Raw genomic sequence first — 25,663 nt, forward strand, 5'->3', positions numbered from 1 at the left:
GCAAGCTGCAAGTTTGAGCAAAAGCGGCTTGTAGCTTGCCGCTTATGGCTAATAGCTTTCAGTCAGCTGTCCAGCGCCTTGTACTTCTCGCGCAGGTGGTTACGAATCCATACCGCCGAGAGGTTCAGGGTGGCGATTACCAGCACCAGCAGCAGCGCAGTGGCGTACACCAGCGGCCGCGCGGCCTCGACGTTCGGGCTCTGGAAGCCGACGTCATAGATGTGGAAGCCCAGGTGCATGATCTTCTGGTCCAGGTGCAGGTACGGGTAGTTGCCGTCCACCGGCAGCGATGGCGCCAGCTTGACCACACCTACGAGCATCAGCGGTGCCACTTCACCCGCGGCGCGGGCCACGGCGAGGATCATGCCGGTCATCATCGCCGGACTGGCCATGGGCAGGACGATCTTCCACAGGGTCTCGGCCTTGGTTGCACCGAGCGCCAGCGAACCTTCGCGGACCGTACGCGGAATTCGCGCCAGGCCTTCTTCGGTGGCCACGATCACCACCGGTACCGCCAGCAGCGCCAGGGTCAGCGAAGCCCAGAGCAGGCCCGGAGTGCCCAGGGTCGGCGCCGGCAACGCTTCGGGGAAGAACAGGCGGTCGAGCGAGCCACCCAGCACATAGACGAAGAAGCCCAGGCCGAACACGCCGTAGACGATCGCCGGAACACCGGCCAGGTTGTTCACCGCAATACGGATCAGGCGGGTCACCGGGCCCTGACGCGCATATTCACGCAGGTACACCGCCGCCAGCACACCGAACGGAGTGACGATCACGGCCATGATCAGGGTCATCATCACGGTACCGAAGATCGCCGGGAAGATCCCGCCTTCGGTATTGGCCTCACGCGGGTCATCGCTAAGGAATTCACAGACCTTGGCAAAGTACACACCCAGCTTGGTGACGACGCCCATGCCGTTCGGCTGGTAGGCATGCACTACCTTGCTCAGGTTGATTTCGACCTCACGACCATTACCGTCCTTGGCCACCAGGCTGTCGCGGCCGAAGTCCTGGTGCAGGCCGCCCAGGCGCTCTTCGATGGCCTTGTAGCGGTTATTCAGCTCGGCGCGCTCGGCTTCGATATCGGCCTGGGCGGCGGCGTCCAGCTTGCCGTCCAGTTCCAGCTTGCGGGTCTGCAAGCGCAGACGCTCAAGGCCGTAGTTGATCGCACCGATGTCCTTCTTCTCGAGCTTCTGCAGCTCGCCGGCCAGCTTGTCGGCACGCTTGAGGCGATTTTGCAGCTCGCTCCAGGCCGCCTGGCCTTCGGCGATCACCTTGCCGTTTTCCTTGACGCTGACCAGGTAGCCGTAGAAGTTGCCCCACTCGCGGCGCTCCAGGGCGATCAGGTCGACCGGCTTTTGCTGGTCGGTCAGCCATTCGCCGACCACCCAGGTGAAGTCGCTGCCGTTGAGGTCGCGGTTACCGACCTTGATCAGCTCGCGGGTCATGAACTCCGGACCTTCATCAGGCACCGGCAGGCCGGCACCTTTCAGACGGGCACGCGGTACTTCTTCCTTCTGCACCACTTCGCCAACGACGATGTGATTGGCCTGTCCAGGCACGTTGTAGCTGGCTTGCAGCAGGTCGGCCGGCCAGAAGTGGCCCAGGCCGCGCACGGCGATCACGGCGAGCAGACCGATGGTCATGATCACCGCGATGGCGACCGCGCCACCGCTCATCCAGACGCCGGGGGCGCCGCTCTTGAACCAGCTTTTGAGGGAATCCTTTTTCACGGATCGCTACCTTTCTATCAAAGCGACGAGTATTTCTTGCGCAGACGCTGGCGAATCAGCTCGGCCAAGGTGTTCATCACGAAGGTGAACATCAGCAGTACCAGCGCGGCGAGGAACAGCACGCGGTAATGACTGCCACCGACTTCCGACTCGGGCATCTCCACCGCAACGTTGGCCGCCAGGGTGCGCATACCTTCGAACAGGTTCATTTCCATGACCGGGGTGTTGCCGGTGGCCATCAGCACGATCATGGTTTCACCCACGGCGCGGCCCATGCCGATCATCAGCGCCGAGAAGATCCCCGGGCTTGCGGTCAGGATGACCACGCGGGTCAGGGTCTGCCACGGCGTGGCACCGAGCGCCAGCGAACCCAGGGTCAGGCTGCGCGGCACGCTGAACACGGCGTCTTCAGCGATCGAGTAGATGTTCGGGATCACCGCGAAGCCCATGGCGATACCGACTACCAGAGCGTTGCGCTGATCGTAGGTGATACCCAGGTCATTGGTAATCCACAGGCGCATGTCGCCGTCGAAGAACCAGGTCTCGATAAACGGGCTCATGTACAGGGCGAACCAGCCGGTGAAGAGGATCACCGGGATCAGGATCGCCGCTTCCCAGCCGTCTGGAACCCGCAGGCGCAGCGACTCGGGCAGGCGGCTCCAGGTGAAGCCGGCGACCAGGATGCCCAGCGGCATCAACAGGAACAGGCTGAACACACCCGGCAGGTGGCCTTCAAGGAATGGCGCCAGGAACAGGCCGGCGAAGAAACCGAGAATCACCGTCGGCATCGCCTCCATCAGCTCGATGACCGGCTTGACCTTGCGGCGCATGCCCGGGGCCATGAAGTAGGCGGTGTAGATGGCAGCGGCAATGGCCAGCGGCGCAGCGAGGATCATCGCGTAGAACGCGGCCTTCAGGGTACCGAAGGTCAGCGGCGACAGGCTCAGCTTGGGTTCGAAGTCGGTGTTCGAGGCGGTCGACTGCCAGACATACTTGGGCTCGTCGTAGTTCTCGTACCAGACCTTGCTCCACAGCGCGCTCCAGGACACTTCCGGGTGCGGGTTCTTCAGGGTCAGCGGCAGCAGCTTGCCGCCTTCTTCGATGATGATGCGGTTGGCCCGTGGCGACAGCGCCAGGATGCCCGCGCCTTCAGCGGCCGGCTCGACCAGCAGGGTACGGTGCGCGGTGCTGTGGAACACACCGAGCTTGCCGTCGGCGTCGAGGGCTATGAAGCCCTTGCGGCGCTCTTCGGCATCGATCTGCACGATCGGCGCCTTGCCCATCTGGAACTCGCGGATGCGCTTGAAGCGCTGCTCGCCATCCGGGTCGCGGGCCATGAACCATTGGGCCAGGCCACCCTTGGAGTCACCGATGATCAGCGAGATACCACCCACCAGCTGAGTGCTGGCGGTGACTTCGGCATTGCCGTCGTCGAGCAGTTTGTAGCGGCCGTTGAGACTCTTCTCGCGCAGGCTGAAGACGTCAGCCTGAGCGCGACCGTTGATCACATACAACCATTGCTGGCGCGGATCGATGAAGATCGCCTTCACCGCCTCTGTCATCTGCGGCAGCTCGATACGGCTCTGCTCGCTGGTGACTTCGCCGGTCATCATGTTCTCTTCGCGGCTCAGGGACACCACCTGCAGGTGCGCACCAGTAGAACCGGCCACCACCAGGGTCTCGCCATTGACGTTGAGGCTGACGTGCTCCAGCGCCCGGCCCTGGTCATCCAGGGCGAACGGCTCCTGGCCATAGGGGAAGTCGATAGCCGGGCTGATGGTTTTTTTGTTGTCCGGGTAGGTGATCTTGTAGCTGTGGCTGAACACCAGCGCCTGGCCGTTGGACAGGCCCAGCACAACCAGCGGGTTACCCGGCTGGTCGGCACCGATCGAGGTCACCTGGGTACCGGCAGGCACCGGTAGCTCGACGCGCTTGAGCTCGGCACCCGTCTTGGTGTCGAAGAACAATGCCTGGCCCTTGTCGGAAACCCGCATGCCGACCAGGTTCTGCTCTTCCAGGGCAATCATCAGCGGCTTGCCGGCGTCCTGTTGCAGCCAGGTTGGCTCCAGGGCCTTCTTGCTGGTCAGTTCGGCGCCCTGGAACAGCGGCACGACCACATAGGCCAGGTAGAAGAAGATCAGGGTAATGGCCGCCAGCACGGCAAGCCCGCCCACCAGTACATACCAGCGGGTCAGGCGGTCCTTGAGCGCACGGATGCGCCGCTTGCGTTGCAGTTCGGGCGTATTGAAGTCAATCCGCACGGGGGGAGAATTTTGGGTCATGGTGGAGTTGGCCAGATCATTCATGCGCACACCCTAGCGGTCCCGTATGACAAAAACATGACAATGCAGTGACGCAAAAAAGCCCGCCGCGCAGATACCCCTGGCAGCGGACTCGCAATGAGTGGCGAGACCGGGTAAAAACCCGCCCCCGCCGGTCCTTCAGTTACTTCTTCGCAACGTTGCCGTTGTGATTCAGGCCCAGGTCAGCCAGGGCTTTATCAACCACTTTGGCTGGCAGCGGGATGTAACCATCCTTCACCACCACTTGCTGGCCTGCTTGCGACAGCACCAGCTTGACGAACTCGGCTTCCAGCGGAGCCAGAGGCTTGTTCGGCGCCTTGTTGACGTAGACGTAGAGGAAGCGCGACAGCGGGTAGGTGCCGTTCAGGGCGTTGGCTTCGTTGTCTTCAACGAAAGCACCGCCGTCTTTCTTGGCCAGAGGCACGGTTTTGACACTGGCGGTCTTGTAGCCGATACCCGAGTAGCCGATGCCGTTCAGCGAGCTGCTGATCGACTGCACGACCGAAGCCGAGCCAGGTTGTTCGTTGACGTTAGGCTTGAAGTCGCCTTTGCACAGGGCTTCTTCCTTGAAGTAGCCGTAGGTGCCGGATACCGAGTTACGGCCGAACAACTGCACTGGCTTGTTGGCCAGGTCGCCGGTCACGCCCAGGTCACCCCAGGTTTTCACGTCGGCCTTAGCGCCGCACAGGCGAGTCGAGGAGAAGATCGCATCGACCTGAGCCATGGTCAGACCTTTGATCGGGTTGTCCTTGTGCACGAATACGGCCAGGGCGTCGACGGCAACCGGGATGGCGGTTGGCTTGTAGCCGTACTTCTGTTCGAAAGCCTGCAGTTCGACGTCCTTCATCTTGCGGCTCATCGGGCCGAGGTTGGCGGTGCCTTCGGTCAGCGCGGGTGGCGCGGTGGAGGAGCCGGCAGCCTGAATCTGGATGTTGACGTTCGGATATTCCTTTTTGTAGGCCTCGGCCCACAGGGTCATGAGGTTGGCCAGGGTATCGGAACCGACGCTGGAGAGGTTGCCCGACACACCGGTGGTCTTGGTGTAGGTCGGAATAGCAGGGTCAACAGCGGCAACCGCATTGGCGGTGGCAACGCCAGCGGCGACGAAAGTCAGGGCCGCCATCAAACGCTTCAGTTTCATGCCTTGCTCCTAGCAGGAATTGGGGTGAGATGGATCGGGCCCAAGTATCTGCAGGCCGTATGACTACTCTATGAATCGAATGTGACAATTAGATGAAAGGCCATCACCGGCGAGCGGTGATGGCCTTTTCAAAATGTTGCGAGGATTGATCTAGAGCGGTTTCAGCGCTTCTTAGCGGTCAGATAAATACCCACCAGCAGACCAATGGTGCAGATACCCGCAACATAATAGGCCGGCGCCATCGGGCTGACCTTGAGCAAGGCGGTAACCACCATCGGCGTCAGGCCACCGAAGATCGCGTAGGCCAGGTTGTAGGAAAACGACAGCCCACTGAATCGAACTACAGGTGGGAAGGCTTTGACCATGACATATGGCACGGCGCCGACGATGCCGACACACAGGCCGGTCAGGGCATACAGCGGGAACAGCCATTCGGGGTGGGTGGGCAGCGTGTGATAGAAGGTCCAAGAGGTCACAAGCAAGGCCAGGCTGCCAACGATGAATACCCGCCCGGCGCCAAAGCGGTCAGCCAGTGCGCCAGTGCCGATGCAGCCCAGGCTGAGCAGGACGATGGCCAGGCTGTTGGCCTTCAGCGAATCGGTCGGGCTGACCTGATAAAGGCTCTGCAGCAGCGCCGGGGTCATCAGGATCACCACGACAATGCCGGCCGACAACAGCCAGGTCAGCAGCATCGAGAGCACGATGGCACCACGGTGGTCGCGCAACACCGCGCGCAGCGGCACTTCCTCGGCCAGCGCCTTGCGCGCCTGCATCTCGGCAAACACCGGGGTTTCGTGGAGCCAGCGGCGCAGATAGACCGCGAACAGACCGAACACTCCACCGAGCAGGAACGGGATACGCCAGGCGTAATCGGCAACTTCCTGCTGGCTGTAAACCGTGTTGATCAGTGTTGCCACCAGCGAGCCGAGCAGGATCCCGGCAGTCAGGCCCGCCGTCAGCGTGCCGCAGGCATACCCGGTGTTGCGCGCCGGTACGTGCTCGGAAACGAACACCCAGGCGCCCGGCACTTCACCGCCAATCGCCGCGCCCTGGATTACCCGCATCACCAGCAGCAGGATCGGCGCCCACAGGCCGATCTGCGCATAGGTTGGCAACAGCCCCATGATCAAGGTCGGCACGGCCATCATGAAGATGCTCAGGGTGAACATCTTCTTGCGCCCCAGCAAGTCGCCGAAGTGGGCCATGACGATGCCGCCCAGCGGCCGCGCCAGGTAGCCGGCGGCAAAGATGCCAAACGTTTGCATCAAACGCAGCCATTCGGGCATTTCGGCGGGAAAGAACAGCTTGCCGACCACCGTGGCGAAGAACACGAAGATGATGAAATCGTAGAACTCCAGCGCACCGCCCAGGGCGGAGAGCGACAAAGTCTTATAGTCACTGCGGGTCAGCGGCCTCGAAGGCTGCGCGATACTGCCGGGCACGGAGGTCATAGGTTTCTCTTGTTGGCATTTCTTATTGGGGTGCAGGCCGCCTGGCGCGCGGGTTTGGGCCTGGGAAGCCTCGAAAGATAGCAAATTGGCAGAAAAAGCACATAGCAGTACAAATTCAATACAAGTATTCATGACTGCATGGTCGTCGCTGCGCTTTCGGCTCTATATACTGGCCGCTTGTAGGAAGGGGTTGCGTCTTCTGAAGGATGTTGTGCGAAAACGCCGCTAGGTATGCTTAGTCGGTTTCGCAGAGTTTCCCTTCGCCGCCTGGCAAAGCGAAAGCAGCGTAGAATAGTTGTGCTGAATCGTTTTTCGAGGCGTCTGTCATAGCGCCAACCAAAGAAGCGTCATGGGTCAGAGGCACCCCCGGCATGATTGAACTCGAACAAGAAGATCCTATCCCGCAAGGCGACCTGGCCTTGCAAATCACCGCATTGCCCCGTGAAACCAACGGTTTCGGCGATATCTTCGGCGGCTGGCTGGTCGCCCAGATGGATCTGGCCGGTACCGCCATGGCCAGCCGCGTTGCCGGTGGCCGGGTAGCTACCGTGGCGATTGATCGCATGGCATTCCTGGTGCCCGTGGCAGTCGGCGCGCAGTTGTCCTTCTATACCCAGACCCTGGAAATCGGCCGCAGCTCGATCCAGATGATGGTCGAGGTGTGGAGCGACGACCCGCTGTCCAGCGAATGGCGCAAGGTTACCGAAGCGGTATTCGTGTTCGTCGCCATCGACGGCAGCGGTCGCACCCGCTCGGTTCCTCCTCGTCGCTGAGACCGCTGCGCGGTAAACTCGAAGGTATGCAAGCGGTCCAAGGCCGTACGGCAAACCTACGAGATAAAGCGCATGTCCACACCCAAGGTCGAATCCGAACTGCACGGCGAGCTCAATTGCTGGCGCATCACCAGCGACACGGCTGAACTGCTGGTCGCCCAGCAAGGCGCGCAGGTGCTCAGCTATCAGCGCCTCGGCGAGCCACCTTTGCTGTGGCTCAGCGAACAGGCCATCTTCAGGCACGGCAAATCCGTACGCGCCGGGGTTCCGGTGTGCTGGCCCTGGTTTGGCATTTTCAAGCGCAACCCCGATGCCGTACAGGCCATGTATCACGCAGAAGACGGCCCGGCCCATGGCCTGGTGCGCGGTCGTGACTGGCAATTGCAGGGCATCGCCGTGGTGGACGGTAATGTAAACGTCGAATTCACCCTGCCAGAGGCCAAAGGCGATCTGCCCGGCTGGCCGCACATTGTCGAACTCAAGCTGACCATCGTCATGGGCGAACAGCTGAGCATCACCCTCTCCAGCTATAACCTAGACAACGTCCCGGTCACCCTCAGCCAGGCGCTGCACAGCTATTTCGCCGTCAGCGATGTGCGCCAGGTTCATGTCGAAGGGGTCAATGGCCTGAACTACATCGAAACCCTGGCCAACTGGGAGCAGCGCCAGCAGCAAGGCGCGCTGGGCTTTGCCGGTGAAACCGACCGCATTTATCTGCAGGCGCCCGAGCAACTGAGCATCGTCGACCCGGCCTGGAACCGTCGCGTGGTGATAACGGCCCAGGGTTCGCGTACGGCAGTGATCTGGAACCCCTGGACCGAGCGTGCCTTTGATCTGCCGGACATGGCCGACGATGGCTGGCAGCGCATGCTCTGCATCGAGACCGCCAATGTAGTGGATGACCTGGTCACTTTGGCGCCAGGCGCTACCCATTCGCTGAGCCTGACAATCAGCAGCCAACCGCTCTAGGACAATAACCTCAGCGCACCCGGTCGCGGCTTTGCACGGCCAGTTCCAGGGCCTTTTGCATGTCCAGCCGCGCCGAGCGCCCCAGGTCCGGGTGGTACAGTTGACCGTTGCGCTCGGACGGCAGGATCGGCGCGGTCAGGTCTTCTCCGTCCATGGCTTCGAAGTCCTGCTGCTGGCCCAGGGTCATGGCGCTGCGCCGCAACAGCATGCGCAGTTGCTCCGGGGTCAGTGCCGGGTTGATTGACAGCATGGCGGCAACCGTGGCGGTCACCAAGGGAGTTGCGTAGGAAGTGCCGCAATGCACTGCACCGGGCTGCCCAACCTGCGCGGTGGAGGCGCGAATGCAGGCAGCGGCGCTGATATCCACACGCATGTCGACGTTTGAACTGTCGCGCTTGACCACATAACCGGGTTCTTCCAGTCGGGCACCCTGTTCTGCGCGCTGATGGCCGCCAACGACCAGCAATTGATCGGTAATGAAGGATGAAGGCAGGCGATATTCGTCAGTGCCGGATCGCGACGAGCCGTTGCCCGCCGAGTTGATCACGATCACATCCGGATGCTTGGCCCGCAGCCACAGGAAGAACTCTTCGAGCAGCTCTTCGTAACCGCTCATGGCCAGCCCCGAGCGCACCAGCGAATCGACTTCATCGCCCTGAATGTCCTTCGCCCCGACCCGGTGAATACCCCAGCTCCAGTTCAGCACGCGCACGCCGTCTTCGACCAGGTTCACGGATGCGGCGATGTTGGCGGTAATGCCAGCATCGGAATTGCGCTCAACTATTACCTCGAAACCAGGGCTGGCCTTATCCAGGCCGAACAGGAAGCCGCTGTTGCCACCCGCCTGCCAGTCCGCGGCGAGTATGCCGGCGACGCTGGAGCCGTGGTTGTCGGGCTTGCCGGCATCGCGGGCAAACACACACAAGCGTCCGACGCCGGCGGTGCACCCGCCGCTGTACCCTGCAAAATCAGGCGCATCGAAATCAACGTTACGTTCAATCACGCCGACCCGCACCGGCTGTACCTTGATTGGCGCCTGCGCGGCAGGAATGCGTTTGCGGTAGTAGTACACCGCATCCATGAAGCGGTTGGCCGCCCACTCGTCTCGCTCCAAGACAGGCTGCGCGCTATCGGCTGAGCCCTCTTCACCGCGCTCCGGCGCCGATTCTTCGACAATGACCGCATCGACGCTGGCCTCGCTGCCCATGCGCAGCAGCAACGCATCGCGCTGCATCAGGTCGCCGGCAGGCAAGCGCAGTTGGTAGGTGTTGAGCGGCGGGATTGCGCCCACCACCCGGGCGCCGTACTTATCGGCAATGCGCCGGGCTTCAGCCAACCCGTCGTGCTGCTCTTCGATCAACAAGCTGACCAGATCGACATAGGTGGTCAGGCCATCCATGTTCTTTGCCACTTCATCGGGCCGGGCCGCCAGCACATGGCTGCTATTGAGCGATAGCCACACCGGATTGCTGCGCTGGCCCGGGGCTTCCAGCCACAACGGCGCGCTGCGATGCTGGCTGGCTTGCAGGTGCAAGGTAATGACCTGGCCCTGGCGCTGCACGGCTTGGACTGGCAATGCCTTGTCGCCCAGCCAGACGGTCGGGCGCTGCTCACCCAGGCCACTGACCTGCAGGCACCACTGCTGGTTTGTGCCGGTCAGCAGGTCACCGCAGCGTTGCAGCTGGGTGATACGCAAAGGTGCTTCTGCCGCCAATGCCAGCGGCGAAACCAGGCCCATCCAGGCCAACAGCAGAACAAAGCCTTTCATCGCGACAAGACGCTCCATGGCAGTCGTTGAACATCCGACTGCCAGCGCCAGGCAACGTTCAGCGCCTTACAGGTCGCCTTCCTCGACCACCTTGACCTTTGCCGCATCCAGCGCATAAGCCGCATCGGCCAGGTCATTGCTGACTTTCTCGACTTTTAAGGTGCCGTTGACCCACAGCGGGGTATAGATGTCGTCGAGCTTCAGGCCCTTGGGATAGCGCACCAGCACCAGCTGGTTCGGTGGCGGTGGCGGCACGTGAATGCAGGCGCCCGGGTAGGGCACCAGGAAAAACAGCGTGCTGTTGCCCTTGGCGTCGGTTTCCAGTGGAACCGGATACCCGCCCAGGCGGATCTGCTTGCCGTTCATGGCCGCCACGGTCTTGGTCGAATACATCACCGCCGGCAGGCCTTTGCTCTGCTTCAGGCCACCCTTGTCGGTGAAGGTGCCCATGGCTTCCGGGGAGTTGTGGTCGATTTCGGGCATCTGCTCGAGGGCTTTCTGGTCCGACTTTGGCATCAGTTCCAGCCAGTCGGTCTCCGGCAATTCAGCCCAGGCTAGGCCGCTTAGCAGCAACAGGGAGAGGAGTAATACACGGCGCATGAAAAAGCTCGGCAACGAAGGAATTCGGTGCCGAGCATTCTAGCCTGCCGTCAGCTCTTTTTGACGACCAGCCCGTAGATCACCAACAGGATAATCGCGCCCACCAGCGCACCGAGGAAACCTGCACCCTCTCCAGCCTGATAGATGCCCAGCGCCTGGCCGCCGTAGGTCGCAGCAAGCGAACCGGCAATACCCAGCAGAATGGTCATGATCCAGCCCATGCTGTCGTCGCCAGGCTTTAGGAAGCGTGCCAGCAGACCGACGATCAAGCCGATGAAGATGGTTCCGATGATACCCATGGCAATCCCTCTGAGTTGAATGGCGCATGCCAAAGCCTAGTCAGCGCTTTGGCATCCTGCCATCAGAGGGACAGCGGGGTGGGAAGGTTCCCTTCAGCCCTTGATCAGGGCTTCGACTTGCTGGATTTTTTGCTCCAGGGTCGCCAGGTCGTCGCAGCGCAGGGTGGCGTGGCCAACCTTGCGGCCGACCTTGAAGGCCTTGCCGTAGTGGTGCAGATGGCATTCGTCGATGGCAACAACCTGCTCGACTGCCGGCACTTCGCCGATGAAATTGAGCATGGCGCTTTCGCCGACCTTGGCAGTCGAGCCCAGCGGCAGGCCGGCAACGGCGCGCAGGTGGTTTTCGAACTGACTGCACTCGGCGCCTTCGATGGTCCAGTGCCCGGAGTTGTGCACCCGCGGAGCGATCTCGTTGGCCTTGAGGCCGCCATCGACTTCGAAGAATTCGAAGGCCAGCACGCCGACGTAGTCGAGCTGCTTGAGCACGCGGCCGGCGTAATCTTCGGCGAGGCCCTGCAGCAGGTGGTCTTCGCTGGCTACCGAGAGGCGCAGGATGCCGTTCTCGTGGGTGTTGTGCACCAACGGATAGAAACGGGTTTCGCCATCGCGGGCGCGCACGGCGATCAGCGACACTTCACCCGTGAATGGCACGAAGCCTTCGAGCAAGCACGGAACGCTACCCAGTTCGGCGAAGGTGCCCACAACATCTTCGGCAGTTCGCAGCACTTTCTGCCCTTTGCCGTCATAACCCAAGGTGCGGGTCTTGAGCACGGCAGGCAGACCGATGCTGGCGACGGCGGCATCCAGGTCGGCTTGCGACTGGATATCGGCGAAGGCCGGGGTGGGAATACCGAGGTCCTTGAACATGCTCTTTTCGAACCAGCGATCGCGGGCGATGCGCAGGGATTCGGCGCTTGGGTAGACCGGCACGAACTGCGAGAGGAAGGCTACGGTTTCAGCCGGGACGCTTTCGAACTCGAAGGTCACCAGGTCAACTTCGTCGGCCAACTGCCGCAGGTGGTCCTGGTCACCGTAATCGGCGCGCAGGTGCTCGCCCAGGGGCGCCGCGCAGGCGTCCGGAGCCGGGTCGAGGAAAGCGAAGTTCATGCCCAGCGGAGTACCTGCCAGGGCCAACATACGGCCCAGCTGGCCGCCACCGATTACACCGATTTTCATGCTTTTGACCTCAGGCCTGGCGCGGATCTGGATTGTCCAGAACGTTGTCTGTCTGCTCAGCGCGGAACTGTTTGAGCACAGCGTGGAACTGCGGGTGCTTGGCGCCGAGGATGCTCGCCGAGAGCAGCGCGGCGTTGATCGCGCCAGCCTTGCCGATGGCCAGGGTAGCAACCGGAATGCCGGCGGGCATCTGCACGATCGACAGCAGCGAATCGACACCCGAGAGCATCGACGACTGCACCGGCACGCCCAGCACCGGCAGGTGGGTCTTGGCCGCGCACATGCCCGGCAGGTGGGCAGCGCCACCGGCTCCGGCGATGATCACCTCGATGCCACGGCCTTCGGCCTCTTCGGCATACTGGAACAGCAGGTCCGGGGTACGGTGGGCAGAGACCACCTTGACCTCGTAGGGAATGCCGAGTTTTTCCAGCATATCGGCGGTGTGGCTAAGGGTGGACCAATCGGACTTGGAGCCCATGATCACGCCAACCAGTGCACTCATCGTCGAGCCTCTTCTCTTGGGCGCCCGCAGGCGCGTCAAAAAACAACAAGCCACGCGGGACGACCGGCGTGGCTTGTTATACGAATTAGGGCCGGGTGAAACCGACCGAAGGCCGCGCAGTATATCGCAAAGCGGTGCGTTTAATGCACTCCGACGACCAACTGTCGGCCTTATTTTTCGGGGCTTTGGCTGACTTTCGGGTCAAGCCGGCGTCGCCGGCCCACCCTCCAGCTTGCGCCACAGCAGGCGCACGTTGGCCTTGCGCACCAAGGCGCAGCGATACAGGCGGATTTCCAGCGGTACGTGCCACTGGCTGCCGCCGCAAATAACCAGCTCACCGCGTTCAAGTTCGGCCCGCGCCGACAGCCGCGGCACCCAGGCGATGCCCAGGCCTTCGAGGGCCATGCTCTTGAGGCTGTCGGCCATCGCCGTTTCATAGACAGTGGTAAAGCGCAGATTGCGTTGGCGCAGCAGCAGATTGACCGAACGGCCGAGGAACGCCCCAGCGCTATAGGCCAGTAGCGGCACGCTGCCCTCGCCTTCCAGGTCGAACAGCGGCTTGCCCTCGGCATCGGCGGCGCACACCGGCAGCATCTCGGTATGGCCCAGGTGCAGCGAGGGGAAGATCTCCGCATCCATCTGCAAGGCGGCATCGGGGTCGTAGAAGGCCAGCATCAGATCACAACCGCCTTCGCGCAGGGCATGCACGGCGTCGCCGACGTTGGTCGCCACCAGGCGCGTGGCGATGTTCAGGCCGTCGTTGCGCAACTGCGCGATCCAGCGCGGAAAAAACCCCAGCGCCAGCGAGTGCGCCGCCGATACCTGGATCACCTCGCCCTGCCCGCCTTCCAGGTGATGCAGGTGGCGCAGCACCTCGCCCAGCTGATCAACCACCGTACGCGCCGTCACCAAAAACAATTGCCCCGCCGCCGTCAGCTCGATCGGCGTGCGCGAGCGGTTGACCAGGGTCAGCCCCAATGCCGCTTCCAGGCTGCGAATGCGTCGGCTGAAGGCCGGCTGGGTGACAAAGCGGCGCTCGGCGGCCTGGGAAAAGCTGCGGGTGGCAGCCAGGGCACTGAAATCTTCCAGCCATTTGCTCTCAAGGTTCATGGGCTCTCCAGGCATGCACCAAAATTGAACACGCTCGATCGGCAGTTGGCGTCACATCAACTCGTATGCCGTTTGTGCATAGGTTAGCGTGCAACAGCATTGGCCGCAAAATCGGCGCAGGCCTAGGATTGGCGCCATTCCGGCATGTGCCGGGTCAAAATCGAGATGATATCCATCATGTCCGCTGCTGCATCGTTCCGTGTCGAAAAAGATCTGCTTGGCACCCTCGAAGTTCCTGCCGATGCCTACTACGGTATCCAGACTCTGCGTGCTGCCAACAACTTCCACCTCTCCGGCGTTCCGCTGTCGCACTACCCTAAACTGGTTGTGGCCCTGGCCATGGTCAAACAGGCTGCTGCTGACGCCAACCGCGAGCTGGGTCACCTGAGCGATGCCAAGCACGCTGCCATCAGCGAGGCTTGCGCCCGTCTGATCCGCGGCGACTACCACGAGCAGTTCGTGGTCGACATGATTCAAGGCGGTGCTGGTACTTCTACCAACATGAACGCCAACGAAGTAATCGCCAACATCGCGCTGGAAGCCATGGGCCACCAGAAAGGCGAGTACAAGTACCTGCACCCGAACAACGACGTGAACATGGCGCAGTCGACCAACGACGCCTACCCGACCGCGATCCGCCTGGGTCTGCTGCTGGGTCACGACGCCCTGCTGGCCAGCCTCGACAGCCTGATCCAGGCCTTCGCCGCCAAAGGCCAGGAATTCGACCACGTACTGAAGATGGGCCGTACCCAGCTGCAGGACGCCGTGCCGATGACCCTGGGTCAGGAATTCCGCGCCTTCGCCACCACCATGACCGAAGACCTCAACCGTCTGCGTTCGCTGGCACCAGAGCTGCTGACCGAAATCAACCTGGGCGGTACTGCCATTGGTACCGGCATCAACGCCGACCCTGGCTACCAGCTCCTGGCTGTTCAGCGCCTGGCCACCATCAGCGGTCAGCCGCTGGTACCGGCTGCCGACCTGATCGAAGCTACTTCGGACATGGGCGCCTTCGTCCTGTTCTCGGGCATGCTCAAGCGCACTGCGGTCAAGCTGTCGAAGATCTGCAACGACTTGCGCCTGCTGTCCAGCGGCCCACGCACCGGCATCAACGAAATCAACCTGCCAGCGCGTCAGCCAGGCAGCTCGATCATGCCAGGCAAGGTCAACCCGGTAATCCCGGAAGCGGTCAACCAGGTGGCCTTCGCCATCATGGGCAACGACCTGGCCCTGACCGTCGCCGCTGAAGGTGGCCAGCTGCAGCTGAACGTCATGGAGCCGCTGATCGCCTACAAGATCTTCGACTCGATCCGCCTGCTGCAACGCGCCATGGACATGCTGCGCGAGCACTGCATCGTCGGCATCACCGCCAACGAACAGCGCTGCCGTGAACTGGTCGAACACTCGATCGGCCTGGTCACCGCCCTGAACCCGTACATCGGCTACGAAAACGCCACCCGTATCGCTGCCATCGCCCTGGAAAGTGGCCGTGGCGTGCTGGAACTGGTACGTGAGGAAGGCCTGCTGGACGAAGAGATGCTCAACGACATCCTGCGTCCGGAAAACATGATTGCTCCGCGTCTGGTGCCGCTCAAGGCGTAACCGATGCTGTAACACGCTCACCAGGTCGAGGGACTAGACACCTCTCACCTTTTGAGGGCCCAGGGATCATTCCCCGGGCCCTTTTTTTATGCCCCTTCAGATGGCATATCCGCCACGCCAAGGCAGACGCGCGGCGCTCGCATCGGTATAGTGCCCGCCCTCTTGCGTGCCAGCACCCTGGCGCTACACGCAGCAAAAGTCATCAAAAGCGAGGAACACTCCATGCTTGAAGTCATCAACGACTTCCTCTCGGGCAAGGTACTGATCGTGCTCATTGTCGGTCTGGGCAGTTACTTCACGATCCGCTCGCGTTTCGTTCAGTTGCGTTACTTCACCCACATGTTCGCGGTATTTCGCGACAGCCTGCGCAGCAGCAGCGAGCAGTTGAGCTCGTTCCAGGCGCTGATGCTCAGCCTGGCCGGCCGGGTCGGTGCCGGTAACATTGCCGGGGTCGGTATCGCCGTGACCCTCGGCGGCCCCGGTGCGGTGTTCTGGATGTGGGTGACCGCACTGGTCGGTATGTCCAGCAGCTTCATCGAATGCACCCTCGGCCAGCTGTACAAGCGTTGCGACAGCGAAGGCCAGTACCGCGGCGGCCCGTCGTACTACATCGAGCATGGCCTGGGCAAACGCTGGCTGGGCATGGTCATGGCCTTCCTGCTGCTGGTGACCTTCGGCTTCGCCTTCAACGGCCTGCAGGCCCACGCCGTGACCCACTCGCTGAACAACGCCTTCCAGTTCGACACCACCTACACCGGCATCGCCCTGGCCGTTCTGCTGGGCCTGGTGTTCATCGGCGGCATCAAGCGCATCGCTGCCGTCGCCGACCTGCTGGTACCGGTCAAGACCCTGGCCTACATCGCCGTGACTCTGTACGTGATCGTGCTGCAGTTCGACCAGGTGCCGGACATGCTGATGACCATCGTCAAGAGCGCCTTCGGCCTCGATCAAGCGTTCGGTGGCCTGGTTGGCAGCGCGATCATCATGGGCGTCAAACGTGGCGTGTTCGCCAACGAAGCCGGCCTTGGCAGCGCACCCAACGTCGCCGCCGTGGCCGAAGTCGACCACCCGATCGCCCAGGGCGTGGTCCAGGCGTTTTCGGTGTTCCTCGACACCTTCATCATCTGCACCTGCACCGCCTTGCTGATCCTGCTCTCAGGCTTCTATACCCCGGGCTTCGAAGGCGACGGCATTGCACTGACCCAGAACTCGCTGGCAGCGGTGGTCGGTGACTGGGGGCGGATCTTCATCAGCGTCGCCCTGGCGCTGTTCGTGTTTACCTCGATCCTCTACAACTACTACCTGGGCGAGAGCAACCTGCGCTTTCTGGTCGGCGACAACCGCAAGGCCCTGATCGGCTACCGCGCCCTGGTGCTGTTGCTGATCTTCTGGGGCGCGGTGCAGAACCTGGGCACGGTGTTCGCGTTCGCCGACATCACCATGACCTGCCTGGCCTTCGTCAACCTGATCGCCCTGGCCCTGCTGTTCAAGGTGGCCATGCGTGTACTGCGTGACTACGACGACCAACGCGCTGCCGGGATAAAAACGCCGGTGTTCGATTCGGCCAAGTTCGCTGACCTGGACCTCGACACCAAAGCCTGGCCTGCCAAGTCCGAAGACGCCAAGCGCTGACAGCCTGCGCGGTGATGGCGTACTGTGGTCGGTCTTCCTCAAGCTGACCACGGAGACAGGCGATGGCAACTGCGCAACCGGCCCGCAACATCATGGTGCTGTACACCGGCGGCACCATCGGCATGCAAGCCAGCGCCAACGGCCTGGCCCCGGCCTCGGGCTTCGAGCAACGGATGGGCGAGAAACTGGCCGCTCAGGCCGGCATTCCCACCTGGCAGTTCCGTGAACTGCTGCCGCTGATCGACAGCGCCAACATGACCCCGCAGTACTGGCAGCGCTTGCGCACGGCGATCGTCGAGGCGGTCGACGGGCAAAGCTGCGATGCCGTGCTGGTGTTGCATGGCACTGACACCCTGGCCTACAGCGCCGCCGCCATGAGCTTCCAGTTGCTTGGCTTGCAGGCCCCGGTACTGTTCACCGGCTCCATGCTGCCGGCCGGCGTGGCCGACAGCGACGCCTGGGAAAACCTCACGGGCGCACTGCAGGCCCTGGCGGCAGGGGTCTCACCGGGCGTGCAACTGTACTTTCACGGCGAGCTACTGCCCCCGCATCGTACAGCCAAGGTTCGCAGCTTCGGTCGGCATCCGTTCGTCACCCTCAAGCGCTTGGCCAGCGCTGCCGCTACGCAGTCCTTGCCTGCAGCACTCGATTATCGCCAGCCGAAGCAGGTCGCCAATGTCGCGGTGCTGGCGCTGGTACCGGGGTTTGCCGCCCCGCTATTGCAGGCCGTGCTGGCCAGTGGTGCACAGGCCTTGATCCTCGAGTGCTTTGGCAGTGGCACCGGCCCGTCCGACAACCCCGACTTTCTTGGCGTCCTGGCCCAGGCTCAGGCACGCGACATCGTCGTGGTCGCCATCACCCAGTGCCATGAAGGCGGGGTCGAGCTGGATGTCTATGAGGCCGGTAGCCGCTTGCGTCAGGTCGGCGTGCTGTCGGGTGGCGGCATGACCCGCGAAGCGCTGTTCGGCAAGCTGCAATTGCTGTTGGGCAGTGGCTTGCCGGTTGCCGAAGTACGACGCCTGGTCGAGCAGGATCTTTGCGGGGAATTGCTGTAAGCGGCTCAAGGCATACAAATTGCTCGACTTGTTCGGCCAACCTGTCGAAAGAAGCCGAGCATGCTCCATTCACACCTCACTACCCTCAACGCTGTGTCCCTGGTTCTGCAAGCCTTTCAAGGCCAGGGTCCCGGCGATCAAGCGCTGCTGGCCGGCAGCGGTATCAGCCCGGCAGACCTGGGCCGCGCCGACTCGCGCATCACCACCCGCCAAGAGATGCTGGTGTGTGCAAATGCCGTCGCCCAACGCCGTGAAGTGGGCCTGGAGCTGGGCCGGCGCATGCATGTTTCCTGCTACGGCATGCTCGGTTACGCCCTGCTCTCCAGTGCCACCTTAGGTGACGCTTTGCGCCTGGCGATGCAGTACCCGGCGCTACTGGGAACACTTTTTCAGCTGCGCCTGGTCGAGGATGGCGAGCGGGTCTGGTTCAGCGCCAGCGATTATCGCGAAGAACCCCAGTTGGCGGCGTTCAACGCCGAGTTCTGCCTGACCTCGTTGAAAGTCATCTGCGACGATCTGCTCGGCCAGCCGCTACCGTTGCTGGCCGCACGCTTTGCCCACCCGACGCCCGATTACCATGCGCTGTATGGCGACAGCTTTGCCTGTCCGTTGCGTTTTGAGGCCGCCGACAATGCCTTCGCCTTCGCCCGCTCGTGGTTGGACCAGCCGCTACCGCTGGCCGACCAGATCACCCACCAGGCCATGAGCGAGCGCTGCCGGCGGCTTAACCTGGAGTTCACCGGCCGCCAGGCCTGGCTCGGGCGGATCCGCCAACTGCTGCTCGAGCAACTCGATGCAGCGCCCGGCCTCGAGGGCCTGGCGCGGCAGATGAACTGCTCGTCACGCACCTTGCGCCGGCACCTGCAAGAGCTGGGCAGCAGTTATCAACAGCTGCTCGATGAACTGCGTTTCGAACGCGCCAAGCAGCTACTGGCCGAAGATCAGCTACCCATCTACCGCATCGCCGAACTGCTCGGTTTTAGCGAAACCGCTAGCTTTCGCCACGCCTTCATGCGCTGGAGCGGGGTTGCGCCGAGTCACTTTCGCGCCTGAATGCTGCAGTTGCACCGCCAGGGGGCGAGATCCGGACAGCCAGGTTGGCCATATCGATCCCCTTTTGGCCGTTTCCGTCGTTCTGCGCCGAGCCCGCGCCACCAACAATGGAGCGACGCCAGTGACCCGGAGAACAACAACATGCTGACGATCTATTCCGACGACCACCGCCTGCACCACGGCCGCTGCGAGCTGATCGACGGGCAATTGATGCCCTGCTTCGAGATGCCCTCGCGCGCGGACCATGTTCTGGAGCGGGTAAAAACCCGTGAGCTGGGCGCCATCAAAGGCCCTGCCGACTTCGGCCGCGCACCTTTGCTGCGTGTGCACAGCGCCGATTACCTGAATTTCTTCGAGGGCGCCTGGCAACGCTGGACCCAACTGGGCCACGAAGGCGACCTGCTGCCCTTCACCTGGCCGGCGCGCACCCTGCGCAGCGTCAAACCCAGCGGCCTGCATGGCGAGCTTGGCTACTACAGCTTCGATGCCGGCGCGCCCATCACCGCGGGCACCTGGCAAGCCGCCTACAGTGCCGCGCAAGTGGCACTCACCGCCCAAGCCGCGATCCAGACTGGCGCCCACAGTGCCTTCGCCCTCTGCCGGCCACCTGGACACCACGCCGCCAGCGACGTCATGGGCGGCTACTGCTATCTGAACAATGCCGCCATCGCCGCCCAGGCGTTCCTCGACCAGGGCCGACGCAAGGTGGCAATCCTCGATGTCGACTACCACCACGGCAACGGCACTCAGGAAATCTTCTACCAGCGCAGCGATGTGTTCTTCGCCTCGATTCATGGTGACCCGCAGGCCGAATTCCCGTTTTTCCTCGGCTATGCCGACGAGCAAGGCGAAGGTGAAGGCCTGGGCTATAACGTCAACTACCCGCTGCCTGCTGGCAGTGACTGGCCAACCTGGAGCAACGCCCTGGATCAAGCCTGTGAACGAATCGCCGCCTATGACCCGGACGTGCTGGTGATTTCCCTGGGCGTCGACACCTTCAAGGACGACCCGATTTCCCAGTTCAAGCTCGACAGCCCCGACTACCTGAAGATGGGCGAACGCATTGCCCGCCTCGGCAAGCCGACGCTGTTCGTCATGGAAGGCGGTTATGCGGTCGAGGAAATCGGCATCAACGCGGTGAACGTACTCGAAGGCTTCGAACGCGCCCAACAGGAGGCTCAAGCATGACCCGACTCACGCGCCTGCTTGCCCCGCTGCTGTGCAGCACCCTGCTCGCCGGTAGTCTGCAAGCTGCCGAACAACGCACCCTGCGGGTCTACAACTGGTTCGACTACATCACCCCGCAAACCCTGGTGGACTTCCAGAAAGACAGCCAGGTCAAACTCATCTACGACATCTTCGACACCAACGAAGCCCTGGAAGCCAAGCTTCTGACCGGCAACTCCGGCTACGACGTAGTGGTGCCGTCCAACGTGTTCCTGGCCAAGCAGATCGAAGCCGGGGTGTTCCAGCCACTGGACCGCAGCAAGCTGCCGAACTGGCAGCACCTGGACCCAAAACTGATGAAGCTGATCGAGGCCAACGACCCCGGCAACAAGTTCGCCGTGCCCTACATGTACGGCACCGTGCTGATCGGCTTCAACCCGGCCAAGGTCAAGGCGGCGCTGGGCGATATCGCCCCGGTCGACAGCTGGGACCTGATCTTCAAGGAAGAGAACATCGCCAAGCTCAAGCAGTGCGGCGTGGCCTTGCTCGACTCGCCGTCGGAGATCCTGCCACTGGCCCTGCAGTACCTGGGTTTGCCACCGAACAGCACGAAACCTGCGGACTACAAAAAGGCCGAAGAGCTGCTGCTGAAGATTCGCCCGTACGTCACCTACTTTCACTCTTCCAAGTACATGGCAGATATCGCCAATGGCGACATCTGCGTAGCGGTCGGCTACTCCGGCAGCTTCTCCCAGGCCGCCAACCGCGCCAGCGAGGCGAAGAACGGCGTGGTCGTCGACATGCGCCTGCCCAAGGAAGGTGCGCCAATCTGGTTCGACATGCTGGCAATCCCCAAAGGCGCGGCCAACCCGGAAGATGCCTACACCTTCATCAACTACCTGCTACAGCCAAAGGTGATTGCGCCCATCAGCGACTTTGTCGGTTACCCCAACCCGAACAAGGACGCCACCGAACGGGTTGCCCCGGCGATTCGCAATAACCCCAACCTGTACCCCACCGAAGAAGCCATGGCCAAGCTCTATACCCTGCAACCGCTGCCGCGGGATGCGGAGCGGGCGCGCACCCGCGCCTGGAGCAAGATAAAGTCAGGCAAGTAACGAGAATATTTCCCGCCAGCAATGGCGGGAGATATCTAGCGCCTACCCGTCAGGAAAGTTCGACAGTTTGACCCACCTTGAAACAGGCTTCGGTAATCTCCTGGTATGGCGAACTTTCGACCAATGTTGCATTGAACTGTCCGGAAAATTCGATATTTTCCGCACTCGACATAGTGATACGGCCCGCCTCAGCGGAATACTCGTTATTACCGCCAGCGTTCTCGACGACATAACCGATGGTAACTTCTCCTTCAAGCGTTACATCATATTCGCCGGCCGCAAGGTAATCATCAGCTGCCACCGTTATGTAGCGACGCTCTCCACCCTCATCAATCAACCCTACGACAATTCTTACACCAAAGCTGTGGAAACCACGTACGTCTGTTGCGGTGAACGGTTGACCATCGATCAACGCGGTGAAACTATCACCTGCAGGTATCGAAAAACTTCGTTTTCCAGGCTTCTTGAATTCCTTCAAGGCCGCTTTCATGCAGTGTTGGTGGGATTCTTTCATTACTGGCTCCTTGATATTCAGCAAAAATCATCACGCGTGCAAATACGCCATCACCACTAAACCACTAAAAGGTGCCAAATGATTTTCGAATAAAATAAGTATTAAGTTTTGACTGAGAACTGACTTAACCTAAGCCCATGAAAGTTCTACCCACGCAAGAAGGCAGCGTCAACCAAGAGAATGTTTTAACTTGTAACTTAAAATTTAGCTCAGCGAATATGTAACATACACACAGCAACTAAACTCATTGTAAATCCCTTCAGTTTCTTGAAAGTCCCCAAACTTCAGCCAAACGCTGCACCGCAGCCTTGATAGCGGCTTCCGGCACCGCTGCGAACCCCAGGACCAACCCCGCACGTTCATCCTCCGACGCATCCGAGTCTGGCAGCCAGAAATCACTCAAGCCGTTAATCTCCACGTCAACGCTCTCGGCTTGCTCGATCAACACACGTTCGAGCGCAAGCGAATCAACGCGCACTGTCACATGTAAACCTGCTGCTACATGCGGTAGCGGGCGGATGCCGCTGATGCCTTCCGGCCACCCTGCCATCAGCGTATTTCTTCGACTGAGCGCCGCTTTGCGCATGCGCCGGATATGCCGTTGAAAATGCCCCCGGGCCATGAACTGCGCCATAACAGCCTGGGTGCCTACCTCCGAATGCCGCACGGCCAGTGCCCGGCAACGGGAAAAGGCCTGCACCAACTGCCTGGGCAGCACCAGGTAACCCAGGCGCAGTGCCGGAAAGGCGATCTTGCCGAACGTGCCGACATACAGCACCCGCCCACTGCGATCCAGCGCCGCCAGAGGCGCCAGCGGGTCGCCGCTATAGCGGTACTCACCATCGTAGTCGTCCTCGATGATCCACCCGTCCTTGCGCTCGGCCCAGGCCAGCAACTGCAGACGCCGGGCCAGGCTCATGGTGACCCCAGTCGGGTACTGGTGCGACGGCGTCACGTAGCTCAGGCGGCAATGCTCCACGGCGTTGAGCGCTGCGCAATCGAGCCCTTCGTGGTCCACCGCCACGCCTTGCACCTTCGCCCCGGTCAGCGCAAAGGCATTGCCAGCGGCGCGGTAACCGGGGTTTTCCACAGCCACCACTTCACCAGGCTCCAGCAGCAGCTGTGCACAAAGGCTAATTGCCTGCTGTGCACCACTGGTGATCACTATTTGTTCAGCTGTGCAGGAAAGCCCGCGAGATCGGCGCAAATAGGTCGCTATCAGCTCACGAAGCTGCGGTTCGCCGGCAGGATCGCCATACCCCAGCGCGGCCGGATCGGGATTGCGCCAGAAACCCGCCTGAAGCTTGGCCCAAACGTCGAACGGGAACAAATCGAACGCCGGCAAACCGACACGAAAAGCGCGCGGCGAACCGCTTTTGGGCGGCGGCAAATGGTGGTTTTCCAGGCGACCTAACGGTCCACTGTGGATAACTTTACTGGATGAATCCTCAGTGTTAATTGCCGTTTTTGTGGATAACCCTGTGGAAAAACCCAGGGATAACCCTGTGGATACTTTTGTGGATAGTTTTGGTAGCTGGCTGACATAGGTGCCATCACCGACCCGGCTTTCGATATAGCCTTCGGCATACAACTGGTCATAGGCACGCACCACGCTGTTACGCGACAACGACAGCGCGGCTGCCATATCTCGGCTGGCCGGCAGGCGTGAACCACTGCCCAAGCGGCCGTCCAGCACCCGTACACGCAAGGCCTGGTATAGCTGACGGCTGAGCCCCTGGCGGCGATCAAGGACGATGCCGGTTGGGTCAAACGGCAAGGTGAAGGGGCGCTCGCTCATGACAATGGACCTATGAAATTAGCTGGAAATGGCTCTTACCTTAGTCCAATAGCCTGCCTAGGATTGAACCATTCGCCAAGGACAATCCACATGTTCACACCTTCGAGCTACAAGGAAACCGACCTCGACCGCCTGCATCTGCAGATCGAGCAAACGCGCCTGGCCGTACTGGTCACAAACGGCGAACAAGGCTTGCAGGCCAGCCACCTGCCCCTGCTGCTGGATCGCAACCAGGGCAGCAACGGCACCCTGTACGGCCACTTCGCCAGGGCCAATAAGCAATGGCAGGAGCTGGCCAACGGCGCCGAAGCGCTACTGGTTTTTGCCGGGCCCGATGCCTATGTCAGCGCCGGCTACTACCCCAGCAAGGTTGACGATCCGCGCACGGTTCCGACCTGGAACTACGTGGCGGTGCACGCCTGGGGCAAGGCCGAGGTTTTCCATGACGCCGAGCGTCTGCTGGAGATCGTCCGCCGCCTGAGTGATCACCACGAACAACGCCAGGCCAAACCCTGGTCGGTGGACGAGGCGCCTGCCGACTACATGGCCGGCATGCTCAAGGCGATCGTCGGCTTCGCCCTGCCCATCGAGCGCCTGCAAGGCACACGCAAACTCAGCCAGAACCGTTCGGCCATCGACATCGAAGGCGTGCGAACCGGCCTTGCGGCCAGCAGCGATCCCCTGGACAACCAACTTGCCGCCCTGATGGGCCAACCTTGAAGGAACACACCTATGCCTAACGTCACCATCCGCCCTGTCACCGCCGACGATCACAGCGCTTGGCTACCGCTGTGGCAGGCCTATCAGCGCTTCTACGAAACCCGTATCGACGACGAGGTCAGCACCGTGGCCTGGGCGCGCATGCTCGACCCGGCCGAGCCGACCAACGCCGCGCTGGCCTGGGTCGACGGCAAGGCGCTGGGCCTGGTCCACTGGATCTACCACCGCTCCAACTGGAGTATCGAGAACTCCTGCTACCTGCAGGACCTCTACGTGCAAAGTGAGCAACGTGGCCTGGGTATCGGCCGCCAGTTGATCGAATACGTCTACGCTACGGCAAAGGCGGCAGGTTGCGCCAAGGTGCACTGGCTGACCCACGAAACCAACGCCACGGCCATCAGCCTGTACGAACAGGTCGCCGAGCGGCCCGGCTTCGTCCAGTTTCGCAAACCGCTGTAAGCCAGAGGAGCCACCCCATGAGCAGCCCATTGCACTGGCATCCGGCCAAGCGCCCGCAACCTGCAACATTGACCGGGCGCTTCGTGCGCCTGGAAAAACTCGACCCCAAGCGCGACACCGAAGACCTCTGGGAAGTGTTCCAGGGCTCCCAGGCCGACCGTAAACTGTGGGACTACCTGGCCTACGGCCCGTTCACCGAGCGCGAAGACTTCGATCACTGGCTCGACACCAATGCCGCCAGCGGCGATCCGCTGTTTTACAGCGTCATTGATCTGGCCAGCGGCCAGACCCAGGGCATCCTCAGCCTGATGTCGATCGTGCCTGACCAGGGCCGCATCGAGATTGGCCACATCGCCTTCGGCGCCGCCATGCAGCGCACCCCCAAAAGTACCGAGGCGGTGTACCTGCTTGGCAAGCTGGCGTTCGAGCTGGGCAACCGTCGCCTGGAATGGAAGTGCAACAACGACAACGCCCGCTCCAAGCGCGCCGCGCTGCGCTTTGGCTTCACCTTCGAAGGTGTGTTTCGCAAGCACATGGTGATCAAGGACCGAAACCGCGACACCGCCTGGTTCTCGATTACCGATGATGAATGGCCGGCAATTGCGGCGGGGTTCGAGCGCTGGCTGGCGGCAGATAACCAGCGGCCCGAGGGACAGGTGCGGACACTGCAAGCGTGTCGCGCTGGCTAAAAATCGCCGGCAACGCCGGCTCCCACAGGGT

The 25,663-nt window shown here is 61.8% G+C and carries 23 protein-coding genes; 11 read left to right on the top strand and 12 right to left on the bottom strand.

The features are described 5' to 3' along the window. Positions 1-62: 62 nt before the first annotated feature. The 4 genes from pstA to ABIE20_RS13760 form a co-directional block, all read right to left on the bottom strand. Complete coding sequence (gene pstA / locus ABIE20_RS13745; protein ID WP_429505686.1) at positions 63-1,679, bottom strand: phosphate ABC transporter permease PstA; 1,617 nt, start codon at positions 1,677-1,679, stop codon at positions 63-65. Positions 1,680-1,750: 71 nt separating this feature from the next. Next, a complete protein-coding gene (locus ABIE20_RS13750) occupies positions 1,751-4,039 on the bottom strand; it encodes an ABC transporter permease subunit (protein WP_429505547.1) in 2,289 nt (762 codons plus the stop codon). Positions 4,040-4,178: 139 nt separating this feature from the next. Continuing rightward, positions 4,179-5,177, bottom strand: a complete 999-nt coding sequence (locus ABIE20_RS13755) for a phosphate ABC transporter substrate-binding protein PstS (RefSeq protein WP_123566981.1) — start codon at positions 5,175-5,177, stop codon at positions 4,179-4,181. Positions 5,178-5,338: 161 nt separating this feature from the next. Then, on the bottom strand, positions 5,339-6,628 hold the full coding sequence (locus ABIE20_RS13760) for an MFS transporter (protein WP_123566982.1): 1,290 nt from the start codon (positions 6,626-6,628) through the stop codon (positions 5,339-5,341). Positions 6,629-6,999: 371 nt separating this feature from the next. Here ABIE20_RS13760 and ABIE20_RS13765 point away from each other — a divergent pair, with 371 nt between their 5' ends. Continuing rightward, positions 7,000-7,401 (top strand): acyl-CoA thioesterase, encoded by a 402-nt coding sequence (locus tag ABIE20_RS13765; protein ID WP_009402429.1) that lies wholly within the window; start codon positions 7,000-7,002, stop codon positions 7,399-7,401. Positions 7,402-7,473: 72 nt separating this feature from the next. After that, entirely contained in the window at positions 7,474-8,370 is an 897-nt protein-coding gene (locus ABIE20_RS13770; RefSeq protein WP_429505548.1) for a D-hexose-6-phosphate mutarotase, read from the top strand. A gap of 10 nt (positions 8,371-8,380) precedes the next feature. Here the strand turns inward: ABIE20_RS13770 and ABIE20_RS13775 are convergent, their stop codons facing one another. The 6 genes from ABIE20_RS13775 to ABIE20_RS13800 all read right to left on the bottom strand — a co-directional run bounded on the left by ABIE20_RS13775 (position 8,381) and on the right by ABIE20_RS13800 (position 13,825). After that, the gene (locus ABIE20_RS13775) at positions 8,381-10,138 is read right to left on the bottom strand and encodes a S8/S53 family peptidase (RefSeq protein WP_429505687.1); all 1,758 of its coding nucleotides are present in this window, start codon (positions 10,136-10,138) and stop codon (positions 8,381-8,383) included. A gap of 66 nt (positions 10,139-10,204) precedes the next feature. Then, positions 10,205-10,738 (bottom strand): DUF3299 domain-containing protein, encoded by a 534-nt coding sequence (locus tag ABIE20_RS13780; RefSeq protein WP_429505549.1) that lies wholly within the window; start codon positions 10,736-10,738, stop codon positions 10,205-10,207. A 50-nt stretch (positions 10,739-10,788) separates the two neighbouring features. Then, the gene (locus tag ABIE20_RS13785) at positions 10,789-11,037 is read right to left on the bottom strand and encodes a GlsB/YeaQ/YmgE family stress response membrane protein (protein WP_045199503.1); all 249 of its coding nucleotides are present in this window, start codon (positions 11,035-11,037) and stop codon (positions 10,789-10,791) included. 93 nt (positions 11,038-11,130) lie between these two features. Next, the gene (locus tag ABIE20_RS13790; protein ID WP_429505550.1) at positions 11,131-12,213 is read right to left on the bottom strand and encodes a 5-(carboxyamino)imidazole ribonucleotide synthase; all 1,083 of its coding nucleotides are present in this window, start codon (positions 12,211-12,213) and stop codon (positions 11,131-11,133) included. Positions 12,214-12,223: 10 nt separating this feature from the next. Then, on the bottom strand, positions 12,224-12,715 hold the full coding sequence (purE, locus tag ABIE20_RS13795; RefSeq protein WP_101293868.1) for a 5-(carboxyamino)imidazole ribonucleotide mutase: 492 nt from the start codon (positions 12,713-12,715) through the stop codon (positions 12,224-12,226). Positions 12,716-12,916: 201 nt separating this feature from the next. Continuing rightward, positions 12,917-13,825, bottom strand: coding sequence for a LysR substrate-binding domain-containing protein (locus ABIE20_RS13800; RefSeq protein WP_429505551.1), 909 nt, complete (start codon positions 13,823-13,825; stop codon positions 12,917-12,919). Positions 13,826-14,002: 177 nt separating this feature from the next. On the opposite strand from ABIE20_RS13800, the gene aspA reads away from it, so the two are divergent. The 6 genes from aspA (at position 14,003) to ABIE20_RS13830 (ending at position 21,452) form a co-directional block, all read left to right on the top strand. Then, positions 14,003-15,427, top strand: coding sequence for an aspartate ammonia-lyase (aspA, locus tag ABIE20_RS13805; RefSeq protein WP_045199650.1), 1,425 nt, complete (start codon positions 14,003-14,005; stop codon positions 15,425-15,427). 222 nt (positions 15,428-15,649) lie between these two features. Continuing rightward, the gene (locus ABIE20_RS13810; protein WP_429505552.1) at positions 15,650-17,059 is read left to right on the top strand and encodes an alanine/glycine:cation symporter family protein; all 1,410 of its coding nucleotides are present in this window, start codon (positions 15,650-15,652) and stop codon (positions 17,057-17,059) included. Positions 17,060-17,121: 62 nt separating this feature from the next. Beyond that, positions 17,122-18,114, top strand: a complete 993-nt coding sequence (locus ABIE20_RS13815) for an asparaginase (protein WP_429505553.1) — start codon at positions 17,122-17,124, stop codon at positions 18,112-18,114. Positions 18,115-18,174: 60 nt separating this feature from the next. Further along, positions 18,175-19,167 (top strand): AraC family transcriptional regulator, encoded by a 993-nt coding sequence (locus ABIE20_RS13820; protein ID WP_429505554.1) that lies wholly within the window; start codon positions 18,175-18,177, stop codon positions 19,165-19,167. A gap of 141 nt (positions 19,168-19,308) precedes the next feature. Beyond that, positions 19,309-20,355, top strand: a complete 1,047-nt coding sequence (locus ABIE20_RS13825) for a histone deacetylase family protein (protein WP_429505555.1) — start codon at positions 19,309-19,311, stop codon at positions 20,353-20,355. After that, positions 20,352-21,452 (top strand): polyamine ABC transporter substrate-binding protein, encoded by a 1,101-nt coding sequence (locus ABIE20_RS13830; protein ID WP_429505556.1) that lies wholly within the window; start codon positions 20,352-20,354, stop codon positions 21,450-21,452. Before ABIE20_RS13825 ends, ABIE20_RS13830 begins: the two co-directional genes overlap by 4 nt. 49 nt (positions 21,453-21,501) lie before the next feature. On the opposite strand, the gene ABIE20_RS13835 is transcribed toward ABIE20_RS13830, so the two are convergent. Next, positions 21,502-21,966, bottom strand: a complete 465-nt coding sequence (locus tag ABIE20_RS13835; protein WP_429505557.1) for a hypothetical protein — start codon at positions 21,964-21,966, stop codon at positions 21,502-21,504. Between the two features lie 259 nt (positions 21,967-22,225). After that, positions 22,226-23,764 carry a PLP-dependent aminotransferase family protein gene (locus ABIE20_RS13840; protein WP_429505558.1) on the bottom strand — a complete coding sequence of 513 codons (1,539 nt, stop codon included), beginning with the start codon at positions 23,762-23,764 and terminating at the stop codon, positions 22,226-22,228. A 90-nt stretch (positions 23,765-23,854) separates the two neighbouring features. On the opposite strand from ABIE20_RS13840, the gene ABIE20_RS13845 reads away from it, so the two are divergent. Genes ABIE20_RS13845 through ABIE20_RS13855 form a run of 3 tightly spaced genes read left to right on the top strand, consistent with a single transcriptional unit; the run spans position 23,855 to position 25,632 of the window. Further along, positions 23,855-24,484 carry an FMN-binding negative transcriptional regulator gene (locus ABIE20_RS13845; RefSeq protein ID WP_429505559.1) on the top strand — a complete coding sequence of 210 codons (630 nt, stop codon included), beginning with the start codon at positions 23,855-23,857 and terminating at the stop codon, positions 24,482-24,484. 12 nt (positions 24,485-24,496) lie between these two features. Continuing rightward, positions 24,497-24,943: an N-acetyltransferase family protein gene (locus ABIE20_RS13850; protein WP_429505560.1), complete on the top strand. Its 447-nt coding sequence runs from the start codon at positions 24,497-24,499 to the stop codon at positions 24,941-24,943. A gap of 17 nt (positions 24,944-24,960) precedes the next feature. Then, positions 24,961-25,632 carry a GNAT family N-acetyltransferase gene (locus tag ABIE20_RS13855; RefSeq protein WP_429505561.1) on the top strand — a complete coding sequence of 224 codons (672 nt, stop codon included), beginning with the start codon at positions 24,961-24,963 and terminating at the stop codon, positions 25,630-25,632. Positions 25,633-25,663: the final 31 nt, after the last annotated feature.

This window comes from Pseudomonas sp. 2835, from assembly GCF_050435905.1.
GTDB lineage: Bacteria > Pseudomonadota > Gammaproteobacteria > Pseudomonadales > Pseudomonadaceae > Aquipseudomonas.

Excerpts from the sequence above, each read along its gene's own strand:
- ABIE20_RS13785 (WP_045199503.1), bottom strand. The coding sequence starts at position 11,037 with ATGGGTATCATCGGAACCATCTTCATCGGCTTGATCGTCGGTCTGCTG.
- ABIE20_RS13820 (WP_429505554.1), top strand. The coding sequence starts at position 18,175 with ATGCTCCATTCACACCTCACTACCCTCAACGCTGTGTCCCTGGTTCTG.
- ABIE20_RS13755 (WP_123566981.1), bottom strand. The coding sequence starts at position 5,177 with ATGAAACTGAAGCGTTTGATGGCGGCCCTGACTTTCGTCGCCGCTGGC.
- ABIE20_RS13780 (WP_429505549.1), bottom strand. The coding sequence starts at position 10,738 with ATGCGCCGTGTATTACTCCTCTCCCTGTTGCTGCTAAGCGGCCTAGCC.
- ABIE20_RS13775 (WP_429505687.1), bottom strand. The coding sequence starts at position 10,138 with ATGAAAGGCTTTGTTCTGCTGTTGGCCTGGATGGGCCTGGTTTCGCCG.
- ABIE20_RS13765 (WP_009402429.1), top strand. The coding sequence starts at position 7,000 with ATGATTGAACTCGAACAAGAAGATCCTATCCCGCAAGGCGACCTGGCC.
- aspA (WP_045199650.1), top strand. The coding sequence starts at position 14,003 with ATGTCCGCTGCTGCATCGTTCCGTGTCGAAAAAGATCTGCTTGGCACC.
- ABIE20_RS13810 (WP_429505552.1), top strand. The coding sequence starts at position 15,650 with ATGCTTGAAGTCATCAACGACTTCCTCTCGGGCAAGGTACTGATCGTG.
- ABIE20_RS13750 (WP_429505547.1), bottom strand. The coding sequence starts at position 4,039 with ATGAATGATCTGGCCAACTCCACCATGACCCAAAATTCTCCCCCCGTG.
- ABIE20_RS13845 (WP_429505559.1), top strand. The coding sequence starts at position 23,855 with ATGTTCACACCTTCGAGCTACAAGGAAACCGACCTCGACCGCCTGCAT.
- ABIE20_RS13825 (WP_429505555.1), top strand. The coding sequence starts at position 19,309 with ATGCTGACGATCTATTCCGACGACCACCGCCTGCACCACGGCCGCTGC.
- ABIE20_RS13815 (WP_429505553.1), top strand. The coding sequence starts at position 17,122 with ATGGCAACTGCGCAACCGGCCCGCAACATCATGGTGCTGTACACCGGC.
- ABIE20_RS13770 (WP_429505548.1), top strand. The coding sequence starts at position 7,474 with ATGTCCACACCCAAGGTCGAATCCGAACTGCACGGCGAGCTCAATTGC.
- ABIE20_RS13830 (WP_429505556.1), top strand. The coding sequence starts at position 20,352 with ATGACCCGACTCACGCGCCTGCTTGCCCCGCTGCTGTGCAGCACCCTG.
- purE (WP_101293868.1), bottom strand. The coding sequence starts at position 12,715 with ATGAGTGCACTGGTTGGCGTGATCATGGGCTCCAAGTCCGATTGGTCC.
- ABIE20_RS13855 (WP_429505561.1), top strand. The coding sequence starts at position 24,961 with ATGAGCAGCCCATTGCACTGGCATCCGGCCAAGCGCCCGCAACCTGCA.
- ABIE20_RS13835 (WP_429505557.1), bottom strand. The coding sequence starts at position 21,966 with ATGAAAGAATCCCACCAACACTGCATGAAAGCGGCCTTGAAGGAATTC.
- ABIE20_RS13760 (WP_123566982.1), bottom strand. The coding sequence starts at position 6,628 with ATGACCTCCGTGCCCGGCAGTATCGCGCAGCCTTCGAGGCCGCTGACC.
- ABIE20_RS13800 (WP_429505551.1), bottom strand. The coding sequence starts at position 13,825 with ATGAACCTTGAGAGCAAATGGCTGGAAGATTTCAGTGCCCTGGCTGCC.
- ABIE20_RS13790 (WP_429505550.1), bottom strand. The coding sequence starts at position 12,213 with ATGAAAATCGGTGTAATCGGTGGCGGCCAGCTGGGCCGTATGTTGGCC.
- ABIE20_RS13840 (WP_429505558.1), bottom strand. The coding sequence starts at position 23,764 with ATGAGCGAGCGCCCCTTCACCTTGCCGTTTGACCCAACCGGCATCGTC.
- pstA (WP_429505686.1), bottom strand. The coding sequence starts at position 1,679 with ATGAGCGGTGGCGCGGTCGCCATCGCGGTGATCATGACCATCGGTCTG.
- ABIE20_RS13850 (WP_429505560.1), top strand. The coding sequence starts at position 24,497 with ATGCCTAACGTCACCATCCGCCCTGTCACCGCCGACGATCACAGCGCT.